This is a genomic window from Propionicimonas sp., assembly GCF_047606205.1.
Classification (GTDB): domain Bacteria; phylum Actinomycetota; class Actinomycetes; order Propionibacteriales; family Propionibacteriaceae; genus Propionicimonas.
In genome coordinates this window covers 1-20673 of the sequence record NZ_JASGES010000066.1, presented here as the reverse complement: position 1 = coordinate 20673, position 20673 = coordinate 1, and the positions used below count along the sequence as shown (strand labels likewise).

The 20673-nt window shown below is 70.9% G+C and carries 22 protein-coding genes; 11 read left to right on the top strand and 11 right to left on the bottom strand.

Going from position 1 to position 20673, the window contains the following annotated elements:
* The 8 genes from QM633_RS04390 to QM633_RS04355 form a co-directional block, all read left to right on the top strand.
* The coding region (locus QM633_RS04390; protein ID WP_415152510.1) for a glycerate kinase at positions 1–835 on the top strand (835 nt) is incomplete at its 5' end.
* A gap of 85 nt (positions 836–920) precedes the next feature.
* Positions 921–1271, top strand: a complete 351-nt coding sequence (locus QM633_RS04385; protein ID WP_415152509.1) for a HesB/IscA family protein — start codon at positions 921–923, stop codon at positions 1269–1271.
* 63 nt (positions 1272–1334) lie between these two features.
* Positions 1335–2198, top strand: coding sequence for a cytochrome c oxidase subunit II (gene coxB / locus QM633_RS04380; RefSeq protein WP_415152508.1), 864 nt, complete (start codon positions 1335–1337; stop codon positions 2196–2198).
* Between the two features lie 80 nt (positions 2199–2278).
* Positions 2279–3904, top strand: coding sequence for a cytochrome c oxidase subunit I (gene ctaD / locus QM633_RS04375; protein WP_415152511.1), 1626 nt, complete (start codon positions 2279–2281; stop codon positions 3902–3904).
* Positions 3901–4296: a cytochrome c oxidase subunit 4 gene (locus QM633_RS04370; RefSeq protein WP_415152507.1), complete on the top strand. Its 396-nt coding sequence runs from the start codon at positions 3901–3903 to the stop codon at positions 4294–4296. The genes ctaD and QM633_RS04370 overlap by 4 nt, the downstream gene beginning before the upstream one ends.
* Positions 4297–4421: 125 nt before the next feature.
* Entirely contained in the window at positions 4422–4898 is a 477-nt protein-coding gene (locus QM633_RS04365; protein ID WP_415152506.1) for a hypothetical protein, read from the top strand.
* A 31-nt stretch (positions 4899–4929) separates the two neighbouring features.
* Positions 4930–5778: a universal stress protein gene (locus QM633_RS04360; RefSeq protein ID WP_415152505.1), complete on the top strand. Its 849-nt coding sequence runs from the start codon at positions 4930–4932 to the stop codon at positions 5776–5778.
* Between the two features lie 160 nt (positions 5779–5938).
* A complete protein-coding gene (locus QM633_RS04355) occupies positions 5939–6790 on the top strand; it encodes a hypothetical protein (protein WP_415152504.1) in 852 nt (283 codons plus the stop codon).
* Positions 6791–6794: 4 nt separating this feature from the next.
* Here QM633_RS04355 and QM633_RS04350 read toward each other — a convergent pair whose 3' ends face one another.
* The 5 genes from QM633_RS04350 to QM633_RS04330 all read right to left on the bottom strand — a co-directional run bounded on the left by QM633_RS04350 (position 6795) and on the right by QM633_RS04330 (position 12670).
* On the bottom strand, positions 6795–8240 hold the full coding sequence (locus QM633_RS04350) for a GuaB1 family IMP dehydrogenase-related protein (RefSeq protein ID WP_415152503.1): 1446 nt from the start codon (positions 8238–8240) through the stop codon (positions 6795–6797).
* A 76-nt stretch (positions 8241–8316) separates the two neighbouring features.
* A complete protein-coding gene (locus tag QM633_RS04345; protein ID WP_415152502.1) occupies positions 8317–9999 on the bottom strand; it encodes a cytochrome b in 1683 nt (560 codons plus the stop codon).
* Positions 9999–11078, bottom strand: coding sequence for a Rieske 2Fe-2S domain-containing protein (locus tag QM633_RS04340; RefSeq protein WP_415152501.1), 1080 nt, complete (start codon positions 11076–11078; stop codon positions 9999–10001). Before QM633_RS04340 ends, QM633_RS04345 begins: the two co-directional genes overlap by 1 nt.
* Entirely contained in the window at positions 11075–11920 is an 846-nt protein-coding gene (locus tag QM633_RS04335; protein ID WP_415152500.1) for a c-type cytochrome, read from the bottom strand. Before QM633_RS04335 ends, QM633_RS04340 begins: the two co-directional genes overlap by 4 nt.
* An 18-nt stretch (positions 11921–11938) precedes the next feature.
* Positions 11939–12670, bottom strand: a complete 732-nt coding sequence (locus tag QM633_RS04330) for a cytochrome c oxidase subunit 3 (protein WP_415152499.1) — start codon at positions 12668–12670, stop codon at positions 11939–11941.
* Between the two features lie 231 nt (positions 12671–12901).
* On the opposite strand from QM633_RS04330, the gene QM633_RS04325 reads away from it, so the two are divergent.
* Both QM633_RS04325 and trpD read left to right on the top strand, forming a co-directional pair.
* On the top strand, positions 12902–13309 hold the full coding sequence (locus tag QM633_RS04325; protein WP_415152498.1) for a response regulator: 408 nt from the start codon (positions 12902–12904) through the stop codon (positions 13307–13309).
* Positions 13306–14352 (top strand): anthranilate phosphoribosyltransferase, encoded by a 1047-nt coding sequence (gene trpD, locus QM633_RS04320; protein ID WP_415152497.1) that lies wholly within the window; start codon positions 13306–13308, stop codon positions 14350–14352. Before QM633_RS04325 ends, trpD begins: the two co-directional genes overlap by 4 nt.
* 196 nt (positions 14353–14548) lie before the next feature.
* Here trpD and QM633_RS04315 read toward each other — a convergent pair whose 3' ends face one another.
* The 3 genes from QM633_RS04315 to QM633_RS04305 form a co-directional block, all read right to left on the bottom strand.
* The gene (locus QM633_RS04315; protein ID WP_415152496.1) at positions 14549–15220 is read right to left on the bottom strand and encodes a prepilin peptidase; all 672 of its coding nucleotides are present in this window, start codon (positions 15218–15220) and stop codon (positions 14549–14551) included.
* A gap of 9 nt (positions 15221–15229) precedes the next feature.
* A complete protein-coding gene (locus QM633_RS04310; protein WP_415152495.1) occupies positions 15230–15484 on the bottom strand; it encodes a hypothetical protein in 255 nt (84 codons plus the stop codon).
* Positions 15485–15613: 129 nt separating this feature from the next.
* The gene (locus tag QM633_RS04305; protein WP_415152512.1) at positions 15614–16642 is read right to left on the bottom strand and encodes a hypothetical protein; all 1029 of its coding nucleotides are present in this window, start codon (positions 16640–16642) and stop codon (positions 15614–15616) included.
* Between the two features lie 161 nt (positions 16643–16803).
* Here QM633_RS04305 and QM633_RS04300 point away from each other — a divergent pair, with 161 nt between their 5' ends.
* Complete coding sequence (locus tag QM633_RS04300) at positions 16804–17319, top strand: peptidylprolyl isomerase (RefSeq protein WP_415152494.1); 516 nt, start codon at positions 16804–16806, stop codon at positions 17317–17319.
* An 81-nt stretch (positions 17320–17400) separates the two neighbouring features.
* Here QM633_RS04300 and QM633_RS04295 read toward each other — a convergent pair whose 3' ends face one another.
* The 3 genes from QM633_RS04295 to QM633_RS04285 form a co-directional block, all read right to left on the bottom strand.
* The gene (locus QM633_RS04295) at positions 17401–17679 is read right to left on the bottom strand and encodes an Lrp/AsnC family transcriptional regulator (protein ID WP_415152493.1); all 279 of its coding nucleotides are present in this window, start codon (positions 17677–17679) and stop codon (positions 17401–17403) included.
* Entirely contained in the window at positions 17676–19379 is a 1704-nt protein-coding gene (locus QM633_RS04290; RefSeq protein WP_415152492.1) for a DEDD exonuclease domain-containing protein, read from the bottom strand. The genes QM633_RS04295 and QM633_RS04290 overlap by 4 nt, the downstream gene beginning before the upstream one ends.
* A 198-nt stretch (positions 19380–19577) precedes the next feature.
* The coding region (locus QM633_RS04285; RefSeq protein WP_415152491.1) for a hypothetical protein at positions 19578–20673 on the bottom strand (1096 nt) is incomplete at its 5' end.

Below are 20673 nucleotides of genomic sequence, written 5' to 3'. Positions count from 1 at the left end.
GGACCTTGCCGTCGCCGTCGGGGCCCTGTGGGGCGCAGCGGCGGAGTTGGCCGCCGACCGGTGGCTGGTCAGGGGCGCGGGGCGCGTGCTGCTGGGCCTGCGCGAGGCCGAGCGCCCCGGCTGGGCGCCGGAGGCGTCCACCGCCGATATCGGCGCGTGGGTGGTCGGGAGCCTGCGTCCCGAGGACGCCGAGGTCGTGCTCGACCTGACCGGCGTCACCGCCCACGACTCGGGAGCGGGGCTGCTCGCGATGGCTGGCGGGGCGCTGGCCGGCCGCCGTCTCAGCGGGGTCGTGCCCCCCGATGAGCGGGAACTGCCTGCCACCGGGATCGGTGGCGGCCTCGCCCGGCGGGCGTTCGCCGCGCGGGTGGACATCTCCGAGCTGCTGGCGGCCGACGCCGTCCTGGCCGCCAGGGCCCGCGAGTCGGGCGAGGGCCTGGACGTCGCCCCCGGCGGGGGGGCCGCCGGGGGCACCGGGCTCGCGGTACTCTCGCTGGGCGGCCGGCTCGTGTCGGGTACGCAGTTCTGCCACCAGGCGGCCGGCCTGGATCGGACCCTCCGCGCCGCGGATCTCGTTGTCACCGCCTGCACCGAGCTGTCCGCGCTCGACCGGGGCGGCCCGGTCGTGACGGCTGTCGCGGCGTGGGCCGAGGCGGCGCAGCGCCCCTGCCTGCTGGTCACCTCGGGGGCGGGGCTGGCCCGCAGGGAGCTGCGGACGCTGGGGATCGAGGCCGCTCACCTGCTCCCCGCCGGTCCGGTCACGGCCGATGGGCTGACCGCCGTGGCGGCCCGCATCGCGGCGGGCTGGTACGTCGGTGGGGGTGGGCTCGCATAGACTCGTGCGCGATCCGGCGGAATACCGGCTCGAAGGGTCTGGTTGCACCAGAGACCAGTCCAGCCCGGAAGGAACTCAGGCAGATATGACGGTTGACGCACCCGCAACGACTGACGGCATCGTCCTCACCCAGGTGGCCGCGAGCAAGGTCAAGGACCTGATCGCCAATGAGGACGTCGACACCCTCGCCCTCCGGATCTCGGTGGCCCCCGGCGGCTGCTCCGGCCTGCGCTACCAGCTCCAGCTCGACGACCGCGAACTCGACGGCGACGTGGCGAAGGACTGGTACGGCGTGTCCGTGGTCACCGACCGGATGAGCTACCCCTACCTGATGGGCGCGACGATCGACTTCGTCGACACCATCGAGCAGCAGGGGTTCACCATCGACAACCCGAACGCCACGGGCTCCTGCGCGTGTGGTGACTCCTTCCACTGAGCAGGGCCGACGGCTAGGGTCTTGAGCCAACAAGCGTAGGGAAACTAACCGGAAGGGCGCCTCGTGGGTCGACAGCTTCGCCCGAAGAAGTTGCTGCTGGCCGCGACGGCCGCAGTCGGTGCGCTCGCACTCGCCGGCTGCAGTGCCGACACCGCGTCCCAGTGGGGCCGCTTCGGTCTGCCGAACGGGGCGAGTGACCGCTCGGCGCTGATCGGGAACCTCTGGACGGGCGCGTGGGTCGCGGCGCTCGTGGTGGGCGTCTTCGTCTGGGGCCTGATCTTCTGGGTGATGGTCCGGTTCCGCAAGCGCAGCGACGACGACCACCCCAAGCAGCGCCAGTACAACCTGCCGATGGAGCTGCTGTACACGCTGGTGCCGTTCCTGATCATCGGGGTGCTGTTCTTCTACACCGTCCAGACCCAGAACGGCGTGCTCGCGAAGGCCTCGCCGCAGCAGTCGATCCACACGGTGAACGTGATCGGCCAGAAGTGGTCGTGGACGTTCAACTACATGGAGGCCGACAACCCGTCCGTCGGAACGGTGGTGCACGAGGCGGGAACGATCGACAAGATCCCCGACCTGTACCTGCCGGTGAACGAGGCGGTGCGGTTCAACCTCATCTCCGCCGACGTGATCCACTCGTTCTACGTCCCGGCGTTCTACTTCAAGCTGGACGTGATCCCCGGTCGTACCAACTCCTTCGACCTCACCCCGGACCGGATCGGCGTCTACTCCGGCAAGTGCGCCGAGCTCTGTGGGACGTACCACGCCGCCATGCTCTTCACCGTCCACGTCGTCAGCGCGGAGGACTACCTGACCTACCTGAACTCGCTGAAGGCCGCGGGCCAGACCGGTGAGATCACGGCTCCGGCGTACCCGAACACCGTGCCGAGCGTGCCGGTGACCACGGAGGGGGAGAAGAAGTGACCGCCACCGTCGACCGTGTCGGGCTGGAAGAGGCGGACGTCCAGCCGCTCGTGGAGCGCAAGCGCTGGGGCGCCCTGGTGATGAAGCTGCTCACGACCACCGATCACAAGGTGATCGGCAACATGTACATCGTCACCTCGCTGTTCTACTTCGGCTTCGCCGGCCTGCTGGCGCTGGCGATCCGCGCAGAGCTGGCCTACCCGGGCCTGCAGTTCATGAACTACGAGACGTTCAACCAGTTCTTCACCATGCACGGCACGCTGATGCTGCTGATGTTCGCGACGCCGATGTTCGTGGCGTTCGCCAACGCGATCATGCCGCTGCAGATCGGTGCGCCGGACGTGGCCTTCCCCCGGCTGAACGCCTTCAGCTACTGGCTGTACCTGTTCGGGTCGCTGACGGCCTGCGCGGGGTTCCTGACCCCGGGCGGCGCGGCAGCCTTCGGCTGGTTCGCCTACGTCCCCCTGTCGGACGCGATCAACTCTCCCGGCGTCGGCGGCGACCTGTGGATCATGGGCCTGTACGTGATGGGCCTGTCGACGATCCTCGGCGCGGTGAACTTCATCGTCACGATCATCACGCTGCGGGCGCCCGGCATGACGATGTTCCGGATGCCCATCTTCACCTGGAACATCCTGGTCACCTCGGTGATGATCCTGGTCTGCTTCCCCGTCCTCGCCGCGGGCCTGCTCGTGCTGGAGGCCGACCGGCGGCTGGGGACGCACATCCTCGACCCGGCCACGGACGGGGCGATCCTGTGGCAGCACCTGTTCTGGTTCTTCGGGCATCCCGAGGTGTACATCATCGCGCTGCCGTTTTTCGGCATCATCACCGAGATCCTGCCGGTGTTCAGCCGCAAGCCGGTCTTCGGTTACATCGGCCTGGTCGCGGCCACCCTGGCGATCGGCGCACTGTCGATCTCGGTGTGGGCGCACCACATGTTCGTGACCGGCGCGGTCAACCTGCCGTTCTTCTCCTTCATGACGTTCATGATCGCCGTGCCCACCGGGGTGAAGTACTTCAACTGGATCGGCACGATGTGGGGCGGAGCCCTGAGTTTCGACACCCCGTTGATCTGGGCGATCGGCTTCCTCACGACCTTCCTGTTCGGCGGCCTGACCGGCATCATCCTCGCGTCGCCGCCGCTCGACTTCCCGGTCTCCGACACCTACTTCGTGGTCGCGCACTTCCACTACGTCCTGTTCGGAACAGTGGTGTTCGCGATGTTCGGCGGCTTCTACTACTGGTGGCCGAAGCTGACCGGGCGGATGCTCAACGAACGCCTCGGCAAGCTGCACTTCTGGCTGCTGTTCATCGGCTTCCACACCACCTTCCTGGTCCAGCACTGGCTGGGGGTGGAGGGCATGCAGCGCCGCATCGCCGACTACCTGCCGGGGGAGGGGTTCACCTTCCTCAACCAGGTGTCCACGGTCGGCGCGTTCCTGCTCGGGGTCTCGATGCTGCCCTTCCTGTGGAACGTGTGGATCACCCGCAAGGCGCCGTTGGTCAACACCAATGACCCGTGGGGCTGGGGCAGGACGCTCGAGTGGGCGACATCCTGCCCGCCGCCGCGGTTCAACTTCGACAAGGTGCCCAGGATCCGTTCGATCTCGCCGGCCTACGACCTCTCCCATCCGGACGTGGAGACCGACACCCCGGTTCAGGCAGCGATCCAGGACGCGACCACTCCCGAGGTGACCCGATGAAGGCCGAACGGCTGATCTTCACGCTGATCACGGTGTTCTTCGTGATCGTCGCCCCGGTGTACTGGTTTGTCAGCCACGAGATCATCGGGACGGTCGCGCTGATCCTCACCCTGGCCTTCTTCGGAATGATCTCCACCTTCTTCTCGATCCAGTCCCGGAAGATCGACCCGCGCCCCGAGGACCGCAAGGACGCCGAGATCGTCGAGGGTGCCGGCGATGTCGGCTTCTTCCCCTCGAGGAGCATCTGGCCGTTCTGGACGGCCCTCACCGTGCTGGTCATGGCGCTGGGCCCGGTGTTCGGTTGGTGGCTCACGCTGCTCGGCGTCGGCCTCGGCATCTGGTCCGCCACCGGCTGGTGCTACCAGTACTACCGCAACGAGTACCAGCACTGATCGGGGACGCCGGCCCTGGCGCCGCGTCCGCGGTCCGCTTCCCGGGACCGGTCACCCGGTCGGGGTCTGTGGGCCGGCGCTCGCGCTCCCTAGGCTCAAGGCTCCTTCACAACGAGGAGGCCGTCGTGGGAGTTCCGCAACGCTCGTGGGCGTGGTTCGGCGCGGCCGCCGCCACGATGGTGACCCTGGTGGGGCTGAACCGGGCCGCGGGGACGCCGCGGGCCCACCGGCAACGTGCCGTTCTCGACGCCGAACCGCTGGCCCACTGGTTTCCCGACGCCGGCTGCGCAGCGGTTGAGGAGCACGCCCCGGTGCCGCTCCTGGTCACCGGAGGCACCTGCTTCACCGTCCTGCGCCGCCGGCTGGCGTGCGGGTCCGCCGATGACGCGCGGTCCGCGCTCGCCCAGGCCCGCGCGGCCGCCCTCGCCGACGGCTGGGTGCTCCGCGCCGACTGCGGGTGGGAGAAGCCGGCGTCCCGGGCCGACCTCGGCCTCCACCTCGACGGCGCCACCCTGGTGATCACCCTGCGCACCTTCCGTCGCCCCTCCTCGCTGGCCGGCAGCACGGACCCGGCGCCGGCCGATACCGCCGGGGGGTGTTGACGTCGCGGACGCGACGGAGCATGGTCGAAGTATGAGTAACGGTGAGCCTGTCGAAGGAGCCAGGCGCCGGGTCCTCGTCGGCGTGGACGGATCGGACGACGGCCTTCGAGCCGTCCGGTACGCCCTCCGCGAGGCGCTCGCCACTGACTCCGACCTGTGGATCGTGAACGTCGCGGATGCGTCCGCCCTGGTAGGTGGCCTGTGGGACATCGTCGTACCGATCGACGAGATCCGTCAGGTCGGCGAGTCATTCGTCAACGACGCGCTCGAGGTCGCGAGGACGGAGGGATTCCCCGCGGAGCGCGTCACCACCCAGGTGGTACCCGGACATCCCGCACATGTGCTCGCCGAACTCAGCGAGCAGGCAGGGATGCTGGTGATGGGCCGGCGGTCCATGTCGGGCCTGGAGCGGATGTTCGTCGGCTCGACCAGCGTGGCCGTCGCCGGTCGTGCCCGGTGCCCGGTGGTCGTGATCTCCGCGTCCTCCACCCCCGAGCGGACCGGCGGTCACGGCGTCGTCGCCGTGGCGATCGGCTCCCTGCTGGCGCACTCGGATGCACTCGACTGGGGGGTGCGGGAGGCCGCGGTGCGCAAGGCCCGGCTCCGCGTGGTGCACGTGGTGCCGGGCGATCCGGGAGTGGGGCCGTCGACCTACGCAGCAGGCACCAGGGCGCTGGACGAGCGGCTGGGAGCCCTGCGCGGCGAGCACCCCGATCTCGTGATCGAGTCCGACCTCGCCGCCGGTGCCCCGATCGACGAGTTGGTCGCGCGCAGCCGGGAGGTGGACCTGCTGATCCTGGGGGTGCAGCCGGATCGACTCAGCGGGCTCGCCCGCGGCGTCCTCGCCCACTCCTCCTGCCCGGTGGGCCTGACCCGTTGACCCGCACCCGGATCGCGTCACCCGGCAGCGGGCAAAGTGCAAGGTGACGCTTTTGCGCCTTGACCGCGCCCCGGCCGAGGAGTTGCCTCGGGGATGAGGTGTTCCGGTGTGCTCGCCCGGCCGGCGGGCGACGTGCCGGTGCCAGCGAGGGGACGGCGTCATGAGCAGGCGATCCATCACGTTCACGGTCGGTACGGCGCTGGCGGCGCTGGTCGTCCTCGTCGCCGGTGCAGGCGACGCCGCGGCCACGGACCCGACTCCGGTCGCGTCGCCGCCGGTCCCCGCGCAGGACGCGCGGAAGATCCAGGCTGCGGCGATCGCCGCCTCGTCCCCGGGGACCGACTTCGTGCCGATCGCGCCGTGCGTGATCGTGGACACCCGGCACGGCAACAGCGCCAACGCCAAGAAGCTCAAGAACAAGACCTCGCGCAGCTACGCGGTGGCCGGCGGCAGCGACCAGGGCGGGGTCGCCGGGGGGTGCGGGGTCCCCACCACCGCGCGGGCGGTGGCGCTGACCGCCGTCGCGCAGAGCCCGTCGAAGAAGGGTTCGCTGAAGATCTGGGCCGCCGGAGCGGCCGAACCACAGGCCACCTTCCTCAATTACGGCTCGTTCACGATGTCGGGCAGTGGGGTGGTCGCGGTGCAGGCCGGCACGAACCCCGGCCTGACGGTGAAGAACTTCACCGCGAGCACGAATCTCGTGCTCAGCGTCTCGGGCTACTACCTGCCGAAGCTGGCGGGCATGGTCGCACCCAACGGCAGCATCTATGCCGGGTCGCCCGGCATCGTCTCCGCCCAGAACACCGGCGCCGGCGTGTACACCGTGACGTTCGACCGCCCGATCACCTACTGCACGCCCATCGCCAGTACCTACAACGCGGGGCCGGGTGTGTACGCGACGGCCTATGCGTTCAGCGGGAACACCGCGACGGTGTTCACCTGGTACCTCAACTCGACCACGCACCAGGAGGTGCCGTACAGCTTCTACTTCTACATCACCGTGACCTGCTGAACACTCACCAGCTGGAGTGGAGAGGGCGCCCCTCGTTGTAGCCGGACGCGGACTGCACGCCCACGATCGCCTGGCTCGCGAACTCGGTCAGGTTGCGGGCGCCGGCGTACGTGCACGAACTGCGGACGCCGGAGGTGATGAAGTCGAGCAGATCCTCCACGCCGGGGCGCTCGGGGTCGAGGTACATCCGGGAGGAGGAGATGCCCTCCTCGAACAGGCCCGCGCGGGCCCTGTCGAATGCCGACTGGGTGCGGGTGCGGGCACGGACCGCGCGCGCGGAGGCCATGCCGAACGACTCCTTGTACGGGCGGCCGTCGGACGCGTACAGCAGTTCGCCGGGGGACTCGTGCGTCCCGGCGAACCATGACCCGATCATCACCGCGCCCGCGCCGGCGGCCAGGGCGAGCGCCACGTCGCGCGGGTGCCGGACGCCGCCGTCCGCCCAGATGCTCCGTCCGGACTCGGCCGCCTCCTGCGCGCACTCCAGCACGGCGGAGAACTGCGGTCGGCCGACCCCGGTCTGCATGCGCGTGGTGCACATCGCGCCGGGGCCCACGCCCACCTTCACCACATCGGCGCCGGCCTCGATGAGGTCGGCCGTGCCGTCCGCGGTCACCACGTTGCCCGCGACGATCGGGACGGCGAGCCCGGACGCCGCCACGACCGCGCGGCAGCGCTCCACGGCGGAGATCATCCGCTCCTGGTGGCCGTGGGCGGTGTCCATCACGAGCACGTCCGCGCCCGCCTGCAGCAGTGCCTCCGCGCGCCGCTCGACGTCGCCGGAGATGCCGACGGCCGCGCCGATCCGGAGGCGTCCGTCCGGATCGAGCGCCGGGGTGTAGAGGGCCGCGCGCAGCGCGCCCTTGACGGTCATCAGGCCGACCAGTCGCCCGTCCTCGACGGCGAGGGCAGCCTTGTGGCGGCGCCCGGTCAGCTCGTCGAACACTTCCGTGGGGGTGGCTGCGGGCGAGACGACCGTGAGGTCGGTGAGCATCGCCTCGTGCACCTGCGCGAAGCGATCCATCCCGGCGGCCTCGGCCTCGGAGACCGTGCCGAGGGGTGCCCCGTCCGCGTCGACGACGACCACGAGCCCGTGCGCGCGCTTGGGGAGCAGTTGCAGCGCCTCGCCGACGGTGGCGTGCGGGCCGACGGTCAGCGCGGTGTCGAAGACGGTGTGGGCGGCCTTCACCTTGCCGATCGCGCCGGCGACGATGTCGACCGGCAGGTCCTGCGGGATGATCGCAATGCCGCCGCGGCGGGCGACGGTCTCGGCCATCCGGCGCCCGGCGATCGCGGTCATGTTGGCCACGATCAGCGGCAGCGGCAGCGCGAGCGCGTCCGTGGTGGTCAGGTCGACGTCGAGGCGCGAGGTGACGGACGAGCGCCGCGGCGCCATGAAGACGTCGTCGTAGGTCAGGTCGTACTCGGGCTTGCCGGTGAGGAAACGCACCGCACAAGGGTAGCGGCCCGCGCAACGCCCCCCGGGACCGGAGCGGACGGGTCCGGGATCGCAGCGACGCCTGCGCTCAGGTGGTCTCCCCCGTCTCGCCGCCCTCGAGCGCAGGCACGTCGTGGTCGTCGCCCTCGATCGCGCCGTGGTCGGCGGCGGCGTCGATCTCTGCCGCCGTGGGCTTCGGGACCTGGCCGGCCGAGTACCAGGCTGACAGGCGCTGGCGCAGCCTGCCCACCTTCCTGCCGTTCGGTGTGAGGGGGGCAAGCTGCGGGTGCCGGGTGAGCGTGTACGCCTCCGCCTGCGAGATCGGGCGGTGGGCCTCGCTGAAGCCGCCGTCGGGGGAGCGGACGATCACGCCGGTCTCCGAGCCGTGCAGGACGCGTTCGGCGTCCGCCCGCTGCAGGGACAGGCAGACCCGCTTGGTGACGATGAACGCCAGCACCGGCACGACGAACACCGCTACCCGCATGAAGTAGGTCACGGCATTGAGCGAGACATGGAACTGTGTGGCGAGAATGTCGTTGCCACCGGCCAGCCAGAACATCGCGTAGCAGGACATGCCGGCCACACCGATGCCGGTGCGGACGGGCGCGTTGCGCGGCCGGTCCAGCAGGTGGTGCTCGCTGCGGTCGCCGGTGATCCACGCCTCGATGAACGGGTACAGAGCCAGCCCGGTGAAGAGCAGGCCCATCAGGCCCATGAACGGGATGAACACGTTCCAGGACCAGGTGGTGCCCAGGACGTGCCACTCCCAGTTCGGCATGATCCGGATCGCGCCCTCGACGAAGCCCATGTACCAGTCGGGCTGCGAGCCTGCGGTGACCTGGGACGGGTTGTACGGGCCGAACAGCCACACCGGGTTGATCTGCATGAACGCACCCATCAGGATCGTCACGCCGAACACGATGAAGAAGAAGCCGCCGGCCTTCGCCACGTAGATCGGGAACAGCGGGTAGCCCTGCACGTTGCGCTGGGTGCGTCCCGGCCCGGGCCACTGGGTGTGCTTGTGGTAGACCAGCAGCGCCATGTGGGCGCTGATCAGCCCGAGCAGCAGCCCGGGCACCAGCAGGATGTGCACCATGTACAGGCGCGGGATGACGATGTCGCCGGGGAACTCGCCGCCGAACACGAAGAACTCCGCCCAGGTGCCGATCAGCGGGATCGACCGGATCGCGCCGTCCACGAACCTCAGGCCGGTGCCCGACAACAGGTCGTCGGGCAGCGAGTAGCCGGCGAAGCCCTCGATCAGTGCCATCGAGAACAGTCCGATGCCGATCAGCCAGTTCAGTTCGCGCGGCTTGCGGAACGCCCCGGTGAAGAACACCCGCAGCATGTGCGCGGTCATGCCGGCGACGAAGAGCATCGCCGCCCAGTGGTGGATCTGCCGGACGAGCAGGCCGCCGCGGACGTCGAAGCTGATGTGCAGGGTGGAGGCGAACGCCTCCGACATCGGGATGCCGCGCATCAGTTCGTAGGTGCCGGCGTACTCCACCTCCGCCATCGACGGCTTGAACCAGATGGTCAGGAAGACGCCGGTGAGCAGCAGGATGATGAACGAGTAGAGTGCGATCTCGCCGAGCAGGAACGACCAGTGGTCGGGGAAGATCTTGCGCAGGTTGCTGGCGAGCTTGGCGATGCCGACGCGGTCGTCCACCCATCCTGCGGGGCCGGCGAGCTTGTTGCTCTCCTGCTTCGTCGGCGGGGTGTGCACCTCCAGCGCGGGCGAGGTGGGGTTCAGCTCTGCAGGCTTTGCCATCAGCGGTCACCCTCCTGGAAGTCCTTGGACGAGTCGCGCTCGAAGAAGCTCGGCCCGACCGGGACGGTGAAGTCGCTGCGGGCGACGAGGTAGCCCTCCGCGTCCGTGGTGATCGGCAGCTGCGGGAGCGACCGGGCGGCCGGGCCGAACACGACCACGCCCGAGTTGCCCAGGTCGAAGGTCGACTGGTGGCAGGGGCACAGCAGGTGGTGGGTCTGCTGCTCCCACAGGCTGATCGGGCAGCCGACGTGGGTGCAGATCTTGGAGTAGCAGAGGATGCCGTCGACCTGCCAGTCCCTGCGGGAATCGGGGATCCGGATCGCATTCGGGTCCATCCGGACCACGATGATCGCCGCTTTGGCCTTGGCCTGCTGGTAGGCGGCGCCCTCCAGATCCTGGAGGTTCTCGGGCTCGGCGTTGACCAGCTGGCCGATCTCGAGCTCGCTGGCCTTGAGCCGGCGGTTGTTGACGTCGTTGACCAGGTGGATGCCCTCGGCCCAGATCGTCTTCTCGATGGTCTGGGCGCGGACGTCGGCGGTCGGCCACGGGCCGAGGTCGGCGAGGCTGACCACCGCGGGGATGACCATCAGGCCGAGCGCGCCGGCGATGCCGGTGCCGAGCAGCTTGCGCCGCCGGACGCCGGAGTCCTCGACGCCGGTGTTCCAGATCGCCGCCGCCTGTTCGCGGGCCTGCGGCGGGGAGCCGGCGCTGTGCCGGTCCTCGACCATCTCGGCGTCGTTCATCAGCACTCGCGCCCACTGGACGGCGGACACGCCGATCAGCAGTGCGGCCAGCCCGGCGCTGAGGCCCAGCAGGGTGGTCTGCATCTTCAGGTTGGTGCCGAACAGCACGAGCTGGGCGTCCTTCGGCACGGCGAAGTACACGACCAGGAAGACCAGCACGAGGACGGGGACCGCGGCCAGCAGCCCGACGATCTGGCGGTAGGCGCGGTTCGCGGCCTGCTCGTCGGTGTCGGTGAACCGCGGGGGATGCTCCTCGATGCCCGGATCGGGCACGGGGCCGGCCGGCTCGAGCGCTGCCGCGTCCTCGTGGGCCTTCTCGAGATCGGTGTGGCTCATGCGCGCGCCCCCCTGGTTGCGATCCAGACCGCGAACAGCACCAGCGAACCGATCCCGGCCACCCACGCCCAGAAGCCCTCCGACACCGGGCCGAGCCCGCCGAGGGTCAGGCCGGAGGACGGGGTCTGGTTCACCTGCTCGACGTACGCGACGACCTTCTGGACGTCCTCGTCGGGGATCGCCCCGGACGCGAACACCGGCATCTGGCCGGGGCCGGTCCGCATCGCCTCCCAGATCGTCTTCGCGTCCGCGTCCTGCAGGGACGGGGCGACCACGCCGTTCGGCAGCGCACCGCCGGCGCCCTTGAAGTTGTGGCACGCCGAGCAGTTGGTCCGGAACAGCTCGCCGCCCCTGGCGACGTCCTCCGCGGTCAGCCCGGACGGCGAGTACTGGTCCTCCTCCGGCGTGGCCGGGCCGGTGCCGAGGCTGGCGACGTAGGCGGCCATCGCGGCGATCTCGTCGTCGGTGAAGGTGTTCTCCTTCGGCGGGGCCTGCACTCCGGTGTCCGCGGCGGGCATCCGTCCGGTGCGCACCTGGAAGTCGACGGCCGCGGAGCCGACGTTGGTCAGCGCGGGCGCCCCCTGCTGGGCGAGCCCTTCACCGTTGAGCCCGTGGCAGGACGCACAGTTGACCGCGAACAGGTCCTTGCCCTTCGCGATGAGTTGCGCGTCCGTCGCACCCTCGGCCGCAGAATTGGTCGCCGGTGCCAGAGCGGCGTACACCGCTCCGACCAGGACCAGGCTCAGCAGGAGCAGGACGGGACGTGCGGCCTTGTGCCGACGCAGCGACCTGCGCGTCGACGAGGACCGCTCTGGCCGCTCTCCTGGGGCCGGGGATCGCATTGAGGTTCCTCCTAGAGCTCAGCGCAACAGGTAGATGACGCCGAAGAGCACGACCCAGATCGCGTCGACGAAGTGCCAGTAGTACGAGGTAACAATGGCGTGGACGGCCTGCTCGTGGGTGAACCGCCGGGAAAGGTAGGTCCGGCCCAGCATCAGCAGAAATGCCACCAGGCCGCCGATCACGTGCAGCCCGTGGAAGCCGGTGGCGAGGAAGAACGCCGACGTGTAGGCGTTCACCGAAGGGACGAAGCCCTCGCCGACGAGGTTGGCGTACTCGAAGGCCTGGCCGCCGATGAAGATCGCGCCCATCACGAAGGTGAGCGTGTACCACTCCCGCAGGCCCCACCCGCCGACCTTCAGCAGCGAGCCGGTCCGGCCGACCTGGCCGTGCTCGGCCGCGTGCACGCCGAGCTGGCAGGTGACGGAGGAGAGCAGCAGGATCGTGGTGTTGATCGTGGCGAACCACGGGAAGCTGATCCCGAACCAGTCGTTCAGAAGGTGACTCGAGCCCCACTCCCACATCGGCGTCGTGCCGGCTTTGGCCGCGGCGGCGTTGGTGGTCTCCCGCAGCGAGAAGTAGGCGGCGAAGAGGGCGGCGAAGAACATGAGTTCGCTCGCGAGCCAGATGATGACGCCGACCGCCAGCGGGTCGGGGCGTCCGCGCACGCCGTGCAGCCGACTGGGAGCCACCGGGTGCAGCGCACCGTGCGGAAGGCTGGTCGAGGCACTCAGCGGCGTGGTGTGGGCCATTCCGTCATTATGTCGAAGAGCCGCCGCGATGGGCACTACCCGGGCGTGACATTCGGGTGTCGTGATTTGCGCCGCGGCCGGTGGAGGTCGTATGGGGCCACGATCGACGCCCGCGCGGAGCGGTGGCCGCCGGCGTCCCGCGCGGCCACGGGCGGGGCGGGACGCCGGCGCGGAACCGTTACGATGGCGCACAGGCGCACGCGGGGCAGCGACGCCGGATGAGGAAGGCAGATGAAGACGACGGCACGGGTGTTGCTCTACTCCGACGACCGGACCACCCGGGAGCAGGTGCGCCTGACCCTGGGCAGGAAGCTGGCCGCCGATCTGCCCGAACTGGACGTGCTGGAGGTCGCCACCCAGCCGGTGGCCCTGCAGGCGATGGACGCCGGTGGCATCGACCTGGTCATCCTGGACGGCGAGGCGACCCCTTCGGGAGGGATCGGCCTGTGCTACCAGCTGAAGAACGAGATCGAGGACTGCCCGCCGGTGCTGCTGCTCGTTGCCCGGGTCGCCGACGCCTGGCTGGCGACCTGGTCGAAGGCGGACGCGATCACGCCCTACCCGGTCGACCCGGTGCGGCTGCCCGCCGCGGCGGCCGACCTGCTGCGAGCCCGTCTCGCCGCGAAGGCCACCGCGTGAGCCTGACCTGGGCCGGCGTCCTGTCGGACCTGGTCCGCGGCAACGACCTCGACCCGCAGGCGGCGGGCTGGGCGATGGACCAGATCCTCGCCGGCGACGCCACCCCTGTGCAGGTGGCGGGTTTCGCGATCGCCCTGCGGAGCAAGGGAGAGACGGTCGACGAGCTCACCGGGCTGGCGAACGCGATGCTTGAGCGCGCGACGCCGATCCGGCTGCCGTCCGAAGCCGTCGACGTGGTGGGCTCCGGTGGCGACCAGGCCTTCACGGTGAATGTGTCGACGATGGCTGCGATCGTTGCCGCGGCCTGCGGCGTCCCGGTCGTGAAGCACGGCAACAGGGCCGCCTCCAGCGCGTGCGGCACGGCCGACTGCCTGGAGGCGCTCGGGGTCGTCATCGACGTGCCACCGTCCGCGCAGCCGAGGGTGCTGGCGCAGGCCGGGATCGTGTTCCTGTTCGCCGCGATGTACCACCCCTCGCTCCGGTTCGCCGCGACCGCCCGGAAGGAACTGGGCGTCCCGACGACCTTCAACTTCCTGGGTCCGATGGCCAACCCGGCCCGGCCCGCGGCGCAGGCCGTGGGCGTGGCGGACGCCCGGATGGCGCCGCTGGTCGCGGGCGTGATCGCCGGACGGGGCCAGCGCGGTCTGGTCTTCCACGGTGGGGACGGCCTGGACGAGCTCACCACGACGACCACCTCGGACGTGTGGCTCATCCGCGACGGCAAGGTCGTGCAGTCCCGGCTCGACCCGACCGAGCTCGGCGTGACCCCGGTCCGCCGTGAGGACCTGGTGGGTGGTGATCCCGCCCACAACGCACAGGTGGTCCGCGACGTGCTCGCCGGCGCGCCGGGTGCCGTCCGCGACATCGTCGCGCTCAACGCGGCCGCGGCCCAGGTGGCTTTCGCCGGGCCGGACCTGAATGCGTCGGTCGCCGACCAGCTGGCCGGTCCGCTGCAGCGCGCCTACGCCGCCATCGATTCCGGGGCGGCCGCCACGGTCCTCGACACCTGGATCGCCGCCACTCGGGCCGCCGCGTCGGCCTGAGCCCGGCCCGCCCCGCCCTCCGGTGACCCGGCTCTCCCGGAGACCTGGCCACAAACGCTCCCGAAACACGGCTTTGCTCCCCGAATTCGGGGAGCAAAGCCGCCTTTCGGGAGCGAACCGAACAGGTGGGACGGCGGGGTCCGCCGCGGTGTTCGGGGGATGAACCCGGCGACCGGGCAGTCGGCGCGTGGGCCGCTCAGCGGGCGAGCAGGTGCTGGACGACCAGGGCGAGGATCGGCCCGAGCATTAGCGCGGGACCGTAGGGAAACTCGCCGTCCTTCCCTCGGTGGACACGGGTCGCCAGGCCCCAGACCGCCCCCGCGGTCGTGCCGAGCAGGAACGACCAGATCACCAGGGTGAGCCCCCCGGCGCCGGCGACGGCGCCGATCAGCCCGGCCAGCCGGACGTCCCCGAACCCCATCCGGCCGCCACTGAACCGCCAGGCGAGCCAGAACAGCGAAGCGGCGCCGGCGCCCCCGGCGGCCGCCCCCAGGGCCGGCGCCCAACTGCCCTCGAGCAGGGCTGTGACGGCCACGCCGGCACCGACCAGCGCGAGCGTGAGGTAGTGGAGGCGGAGCGGCAGGTAGGTGGTGCGCAGGTCGATCAGCCCCAGGAGCGCACCGAGGGCAGCGAACGGCGCCCAGGCCGGCCACGCGATCACGGGGGTGCACGCGAGGGCGGCGACTCCCGCGACGGAGCCGGTCGCGAAGACCGCCCAACGAAAACGGGGGGAGTCGAGCTCGATGAACGGTCGCAGGTCCTCGGCGTCCTCGGGAACCGGAAGCCGACGCAGGATGGCCGGGGCGAGCAGTGACACCACGCCCGCCAGCGCGACGGCCAGCAGGCCGGCGAACAGCGCGGTCGGCACGTGCGCAGCCTAGCGGGCCACACCGCGGTGCACGCGGCCCAGCCGGACGAGCTGGGACTCGTCGAGTTCGAGCAGCCGGCGCGCGCAGTCGCTGGGGATGCGCCCGGACGTCCGCCCGTCCCGCCCGTAGAGAAGGTGCTGCAGGACGGCCGGCTGCACGCCGGCGTAGCTGGCGAGAATCGGCCAGGGCAGGCCGGAGAGTTCGATCAGGCGGCCGGCCAGGGCGCGGAAGGGTGCGGCCTGCACCCAGTACTGGTTGTCCACATCGGGAGAAAGTCGAATCCGCGGGGCCGGTGTGAGCGGGCCCCGCGGATTCTCAGCCTTTTCTTCCGTTCTGCGCAGCCGCCGCGGCGAGGCCGGTTCCCCGACGCGGGCCGGGGAGCCGCCGACGGATCAGCGTTGCGCGCGGACGAAACCTGCCTCCTGGGCGGCCTCCTCGCTGTCGAACCAGACCTCGGCGATGGTGCGCTCGTAGGCGGCGCTCCCCGGGAGGTGGTACTTCATCGAGCGGTCGTTGCCCTTGATCGTGAACCCCTCCGGCGGTTCCTCCCCGACATACGAGCCGTCACCGTAGGGGCTACCGGCTAAAGGGGCGGCATCGCCGCCCTCGGCCTCGTCGGCCAACTGGTCGAGCTTGTCCTCGATGGTGTCCTTCGCGTCCTCCACCCGGTCGGCGAGGTCCTCGGCGACGTCCTCGGCGGACTCGGTGACATCCTTCGCCACGTCGGCGGCCTTGTCCTTCGCATCGGCGACGACGTCGGCGACCTTCTCTCCCGCTGCGGCGGCCTTCTTCTTCGCCGTGTCCGCGACATCGGCAACAGGATCGGCCACGTAGGCCGTCTTCGGGGTGTGCGTCTCCCACCCGGTGGACGGGTCGGCGAACAGCTTGCGCAGCGCGGCGACCACGCCGGCGAGCACGGCTCCAGCCAGCAGGATCTTGCCGAACGTCTTCCAGCCGGACTTCTTCGGCTTCGACACCTTGTCGAGTTCCTTCGCCAGCGCTGCCGAGGCGGCCGCGACCTTCAACTCCTTGGCCAGCGGCTGGGTGGCGAGCTCGCGCAGGGCGGCGGCCAGGTGCGGCAGGTAGTCCGCCTGGACCTTCTCCCGCGCATAGTCCACGCTCGGGGGGATCCGCTGCAGCACGTCCTCCACCGCCGGCTTGACCACGTTGAGCGTCGCGTCCACGGCGGGGGACACCTTGTCCAGAGCGTCGTCGAGCGCAGGATGCACCTTCTCGAACGTCTCCGAGGCCAGCCGGGCACCGCGGATGCCGGCGTCCTTCAGCACGGGCCGGACCCGCGAGTACGTCTGATCGGCGAACTCGCCGCCGTCGCGCAGGGCCTGCTCGACGTAGGGGGCGAGGTACTCGACGGCGGTCTGCGTCCCGTCCTCGACCGCGTTGAGCAACTTCTTCGTCTTCACTGTGCCTCCCGGGATGCTCGAATGGAACCACCGTACCCGGTAGCGGGCTGCCGAGACACGGCATCTGTAAGGATGGGGCGACGCTCATCCACCGACGTGGGTGGACTTCAGCGGAGGCTATAGCCTGCGGGGGTCCGACACGTCTGAGAAAGGACCACTCGATGGCCAAGGCCACGCTCCACACCAACCACGGCGACATCGCGATCAACCTGTTCGCCGACCAGGCGCCCAAGACCGTGGCGAACTTCGTCGGCCTCGCGACCGGGACGAAGGAGTACTCCGACCCCCAGACCGGGCAGTCGACGACCGGCAACTTCTACGACGGGCTCACCTTCCACCGGGTGATCGACGGGTTCATGATCCAGGGCGGCTGCCCGCTGGGCACCGGTACCGGCGGTCCGGGGTACACCTTCGGCGACGAGATCCACCCCGACCTGGTGTTCAACAAGCCCTACCTGCTGGCCATGGCGAACGCGGGACCGGGCACCAACGGCTCCCAGTTCTTCATCACGGTGGACGCCACCCCGTGGCTGAACCGCAAGCACACGATCTTCGGAGAGGTCGCCGACGACGCGTCCCGTGCGGTCGTGGACGAGATCGCGAAGGTCCGTACCGGCCGGATGGACCGTCCCGCCGACCCGGTCGTGATCGAGACCGTCGAGGTCGTCGAGGACTGAGGGGGCCGGCCGCCGCGGGGTTCCGGATCCTCAGGGAGCCCCGGGACGGCGGCGGATTCTCCCGACAGCGACGCTGCCCGGCTACTCGGCGCCGATCGAGAATGCGGCCTCGAGGTCGTGGGTGGAGTAGGCGCGGAAGGCGATGTGCGTCTCCGTGCCCTCCACCCCGGGCACCTTGTTGACCTGGTCGGCCACCGTCGTGGCGACCTGGTCGATGGTGCGGACGCGAACCAGCGCGATCAGGTCGACCTTTCCCGTCACCGAGTACACCTCGGAGACCCCGTCGAGGTCGGCGATCTGCTGGGCGACCTCGGGGATGCGGGCCACGTCGGCCTTGACGAAGACAATCGCGGTGATCATGCGCCGATCCTAATCCGCGCCGACGCCACCGGGCCGATCCGGACCGGCCAGCTCCACTCGCCGTCGACCTCGATCAGGCGGACGCCGGGGCGCTCCAGCCAGTCCGCGATCCGCTCGGTCTCCTCGATGGTCGCCGCCGGGGCAGGGCCGGGCGGTGCGGGCACCCACTCGGCCACGGTGACCGCGTCCCGCGCCACCTGTTGGGGAACCTCCCCCGGCCGGGCGAGCGCCGCAGCGACGAGCCGGCCGTGACGGATCACGTGGATCTCCCAGCCGACCTCGGTGCGGCAGGCGGCGACGATCTGGGGGCAGCCGGCGAGGCTCGCCAACCGGTGGTGGCGCAGCGCCGCGCGGGTGAACCCCTCGAGCCGCTCGGTGAGCACGGCCGCATCCTCGTAGCGCTGGGCCCGCACGAGCCGGCGCAGCTTCGGCTCGACGCCGCGCACGACGGGTCCCACGTCCAGGGTGAGGCAGCTGCGCACGCGCTCGGTCAGCAGCGCGTACTGGTCCGGGGTGACGGCGAGCTCGCAGGGCGCGCAGCAGCGTCCCATGCCGGCCAGGGCGCAGGCGCTGGTGGGACGCCGCGGCGACAGCCGCGCCGTGCACTGGCGGATCGGGAAGGCGTCGTACAGCACGAGCATCGCCTCCTCTGCCGCGGCCCGCCGGCGGAACGGCCCGAAGTAGAGCGCGTCGTCGGGGGCGACCGTCCGCACGATCGACAGTCTCGGGAACGCCTCCCTGGTGAGCTTCAGCCACAGCTGCCGTTCGGGGAACTTCGAGCGCCGGTTGTAGCGCGGTGAGTGCGCGGCGATGAGTCGCAGTTCCAGCACGTCGGCCTCCAGCGGCGTGCGGCACACGGTCGTCTCGACGGAGGTGGCGATCCGGACCATCTCGTCGATCCGCGGCCGGGTCTCGGCCGCGGTGAAGTAGCTCGCGACGCGGCGGTGCAGGTTGTGGCTCTTCCCCACGTAGAGCACCTGGCGGCGCGGGCGGCCGTCGGCACCTTCGAGGTCGGCGACGAACTGATAGACGCCGGGCGCACGGGGAATGCCCTGGGCCATGCCCCGCTTCGCGCGCCGCTGCGGGGAGACCCGGCGGGTGAACTCCTGCAGGTCCTCGAGCGTGCTGCAGCCGAGGTTGCCGACCCGCTCCAGCAGCCCGTGCAGGACGTCGACGGTCGCCCTGGCGTCGGCGAGTGCCCGGTGGTTCGGGGTCGTCGAGGTGTGGAAGTGGGCGGCGAGTGTGGAGAGCTTGACGTTGGGCACCTCGTCGCGCAGGAGCACCTGCCGGGCGAGGGAGACGGTGTCGACCACGACCGGCTGGGGCCACGGGTAGCCGTGGGCCTGGCAGGCGCGGGTGAGGAAGCCGATGTCGAAGCCGGCGTTGTGCGCGACCAGGACACAGCCGGCGGAGAACTCCAGGAAACTCGGCAGCACCTCGGCCAGCTTCGGGGCCCCGGCGACCATCGACTCGGTGATGCCGGTGAGCACGGCGACGAGCGCAGGGATGTGGGTGTTCGGGTTCACCAGGGTCTGGAACTCGCCCAGCATCTGCCCGCCGCGCACCTTCACCGCACCGACCTCGGTGATCGAGTCCTCCGCGGCGCTGCCCGTCGTCTCCAGATCGACCACGCAGAACGTGACCTGCGACAGGGGCAGGCCGAGGTCTTCGAAGCTCGGCTGGAGGACGTCGGTGGTCATGCCGATGACGCTAGACGGGGCCTGTGACACTGCCGCCGCTGGCGCAGCGGGTGCCGCCGGCAGGAGGGTATGACGTCCGGACGCCGTGGCCTCAGCACCGGCGATGGCCCTCGGACGTTGCCGTCCTCGGGGAACCGCCCCCGCCTGCCCTCCGCCGGGAACCCTCGGGCCGATGAGGTGGCTCGATCACCCGACCGCTCAGCAGCGGGGAGCGTCGGCGCGCCACAGGTCCTCGCCCGCGATCGCGTAGAGGTCGGCCTCCACCACGGCCGCGGCGGACACCCCTGCGGGTGGCGCGCCGAGGTCGCGCCACCCGTCTGGGCAGCCCAGCTGCAGGGTCGGTGCCGCCGCGTTGGTGAACACCAGTGGACGCCCCGCCGCGATCGTGGCGACGGCCACGGGATCGGTGCCGGCGGCGGGGTCGCCGGGCAGGGTGATCGGGGAGCCGGTGGTCGTCTCCCCGCTGGTGGTCGCGCCGCCGGTCGTCACCGGCCAGGCGACGGGGTGGCCGCGCACCCAGCCGGCGGCCCAGCAGGTGGTGCCGGTCGCGGGGCAGGCGATCGATGTCGCCCTGGAGAGCTGGCCGGAGACCGCCGCGAGGTCGTCGGGCTCGGGCAGCAGCGCCTCCGTCCACGGGCCCCGGACCGAGCCGACGAAGACCGCAGGACGCTGGTTCAGCCCGCCCAGCAGCCCCACCTCGTCGCCGGCGACGACCAGCCGCTCCCCCTGCTGCGCCAGCGCCCCGAAGCCCAGTTCGCGGTCGGCGGACGAGGTGAGCGCCGGCACGGCGTCCTGCTGCGTCCAGGTCTGGTGGGTGCGGGTCCAGAGCAGGCCGATCGTCCCCGAGGCGGACGTGCGGCTGCCGAAGATCACCGGGCGGCCGTTCACGACGGCGGTGCCCAGCAGCGGGCCTGCGTCGTGCCCACCGAAGGTGAAGAACTCCTGGGGGTGGCTCGCCAGGCCGCCGGCCGCCGATCCGTCCCAGACCGTGAGCCGGGGGTTGGCATGGGCGCCGCCGACCATCTTCCCGATCGCGTACACGCGGCCGTCCGACACGGTGAGGGAGACCAGGCTGGCGGCGGCGGCGTTCGGGTCGGCAGGGGAGAGCGCGACGTCGCCGGCCACCGACCCGGACCGGACCACGAACAGCCGGGGGGCGTCATCGTCGGAGGTCTGGCCGCCGCCGCCGGTTCCGCTCCCGATCGTGCCGCCGACGAGCAGGGTGCCGCCGTCGGCGGCGAGGGAGGCGGCGCGGGCGCCGTCGGGCAGGGTGACCCGCTGCCAGGCGGGCACG

Excerpts from the sequence above, each read along its gene's own strand:
- QM633_RS04385 (WP_415152509.1), top strand. The coding sequence starts at position 921 with ATGACGGTTGACGCACCCGCAACGACTGACGGCATCGTCCTCACCCAG.
- ctaD (WP_415152511.1), top strand. The coding sequence starts at position 2,279 with ATGAAGCTGCTCACGACCACCGATCACAAGGTGATCGGCAACATGTAC.
- QM633_RS04370 (WP_415152507.1), top strand. The coding sequence starts at position 3,901 with ATGAAGGCCGAACGGCTGATCTTCACGCTGATCACGGTGTTCTTCGTG.
- QM633_RS04360 (WP_415152505.1), top strand. The coding sequence starts at position 4,930 with ATGAGTAACGGTGAGCCTGTCGAAGGAGCCAGGCGCCGGGTCCTCGTC.
- QM633_RS04355 (WP_415152504.1), top strand. The coding sequence starts at position 5,939 with ATGAGCAGGCGATCCATCACGTTCACGGTCGGTACGGCGCTGGCGGCG.
- QM633_RS04345 (WP_415152502.1), bottom strand. The coding sequence starts at position 9,999 with ATGGCAAAGCCTGCAGAGCTGAACCCCACCTCGCCCGCGCTGGAGGTG.
- QM633_RS04340 (WP_415152501.1), bottom strand. The coding sequence starts at position 11,078 with ATGAGCCACACCGATCTCGAGAAGGCCCACGAGGACGCGGCAGCGCTC.
- QM633_RS04335 (WP_415152500.1), bottom strand. The coding sequence starts at position 11,920 with ATGCGATCCCCGGCCCCAGGAGAGCGGCCAGAGCGGTCCTCGTCGACG.
- QM633_RS04330 (WP_415152499.1), bottom strand. The coding sequence starts at position 12,670 with ATGGCCCACACCACGCCGCTGAGTGCCTCGACCAGCCTTCCGCACGGT.
- QM633_RS04325 (WP_415152498.1), top strand. The coding sequence starts at position 12,902 with ATGAAGACGACGGCACGGGTGTTGCTCTACTCCGACGACCGGACCACC.
- QM633_RS04300 (WP_415152494.1), top strand. The coding sequence starts at position 16,804 with ATGGCCAAGGCCACGCTCCACACCAACCACGGCGACATCGCGATCAAC.
- QM633_RS04295 (WP_415152493.1), bottom strand. The coding sequence starts at position 17,679 with ATGATCACCGCGATTGTCTTCGTCAAGGCCGACGTGGCCCGCATCCCC.
- QM633_RS04290 (WP_415152492.1), bottom strand. The coding sequence starts at position 19,379 with ATGACCACCGACGTCCTCCAGCCGAGCTTCGAAGACCTCGGCCTGCCC.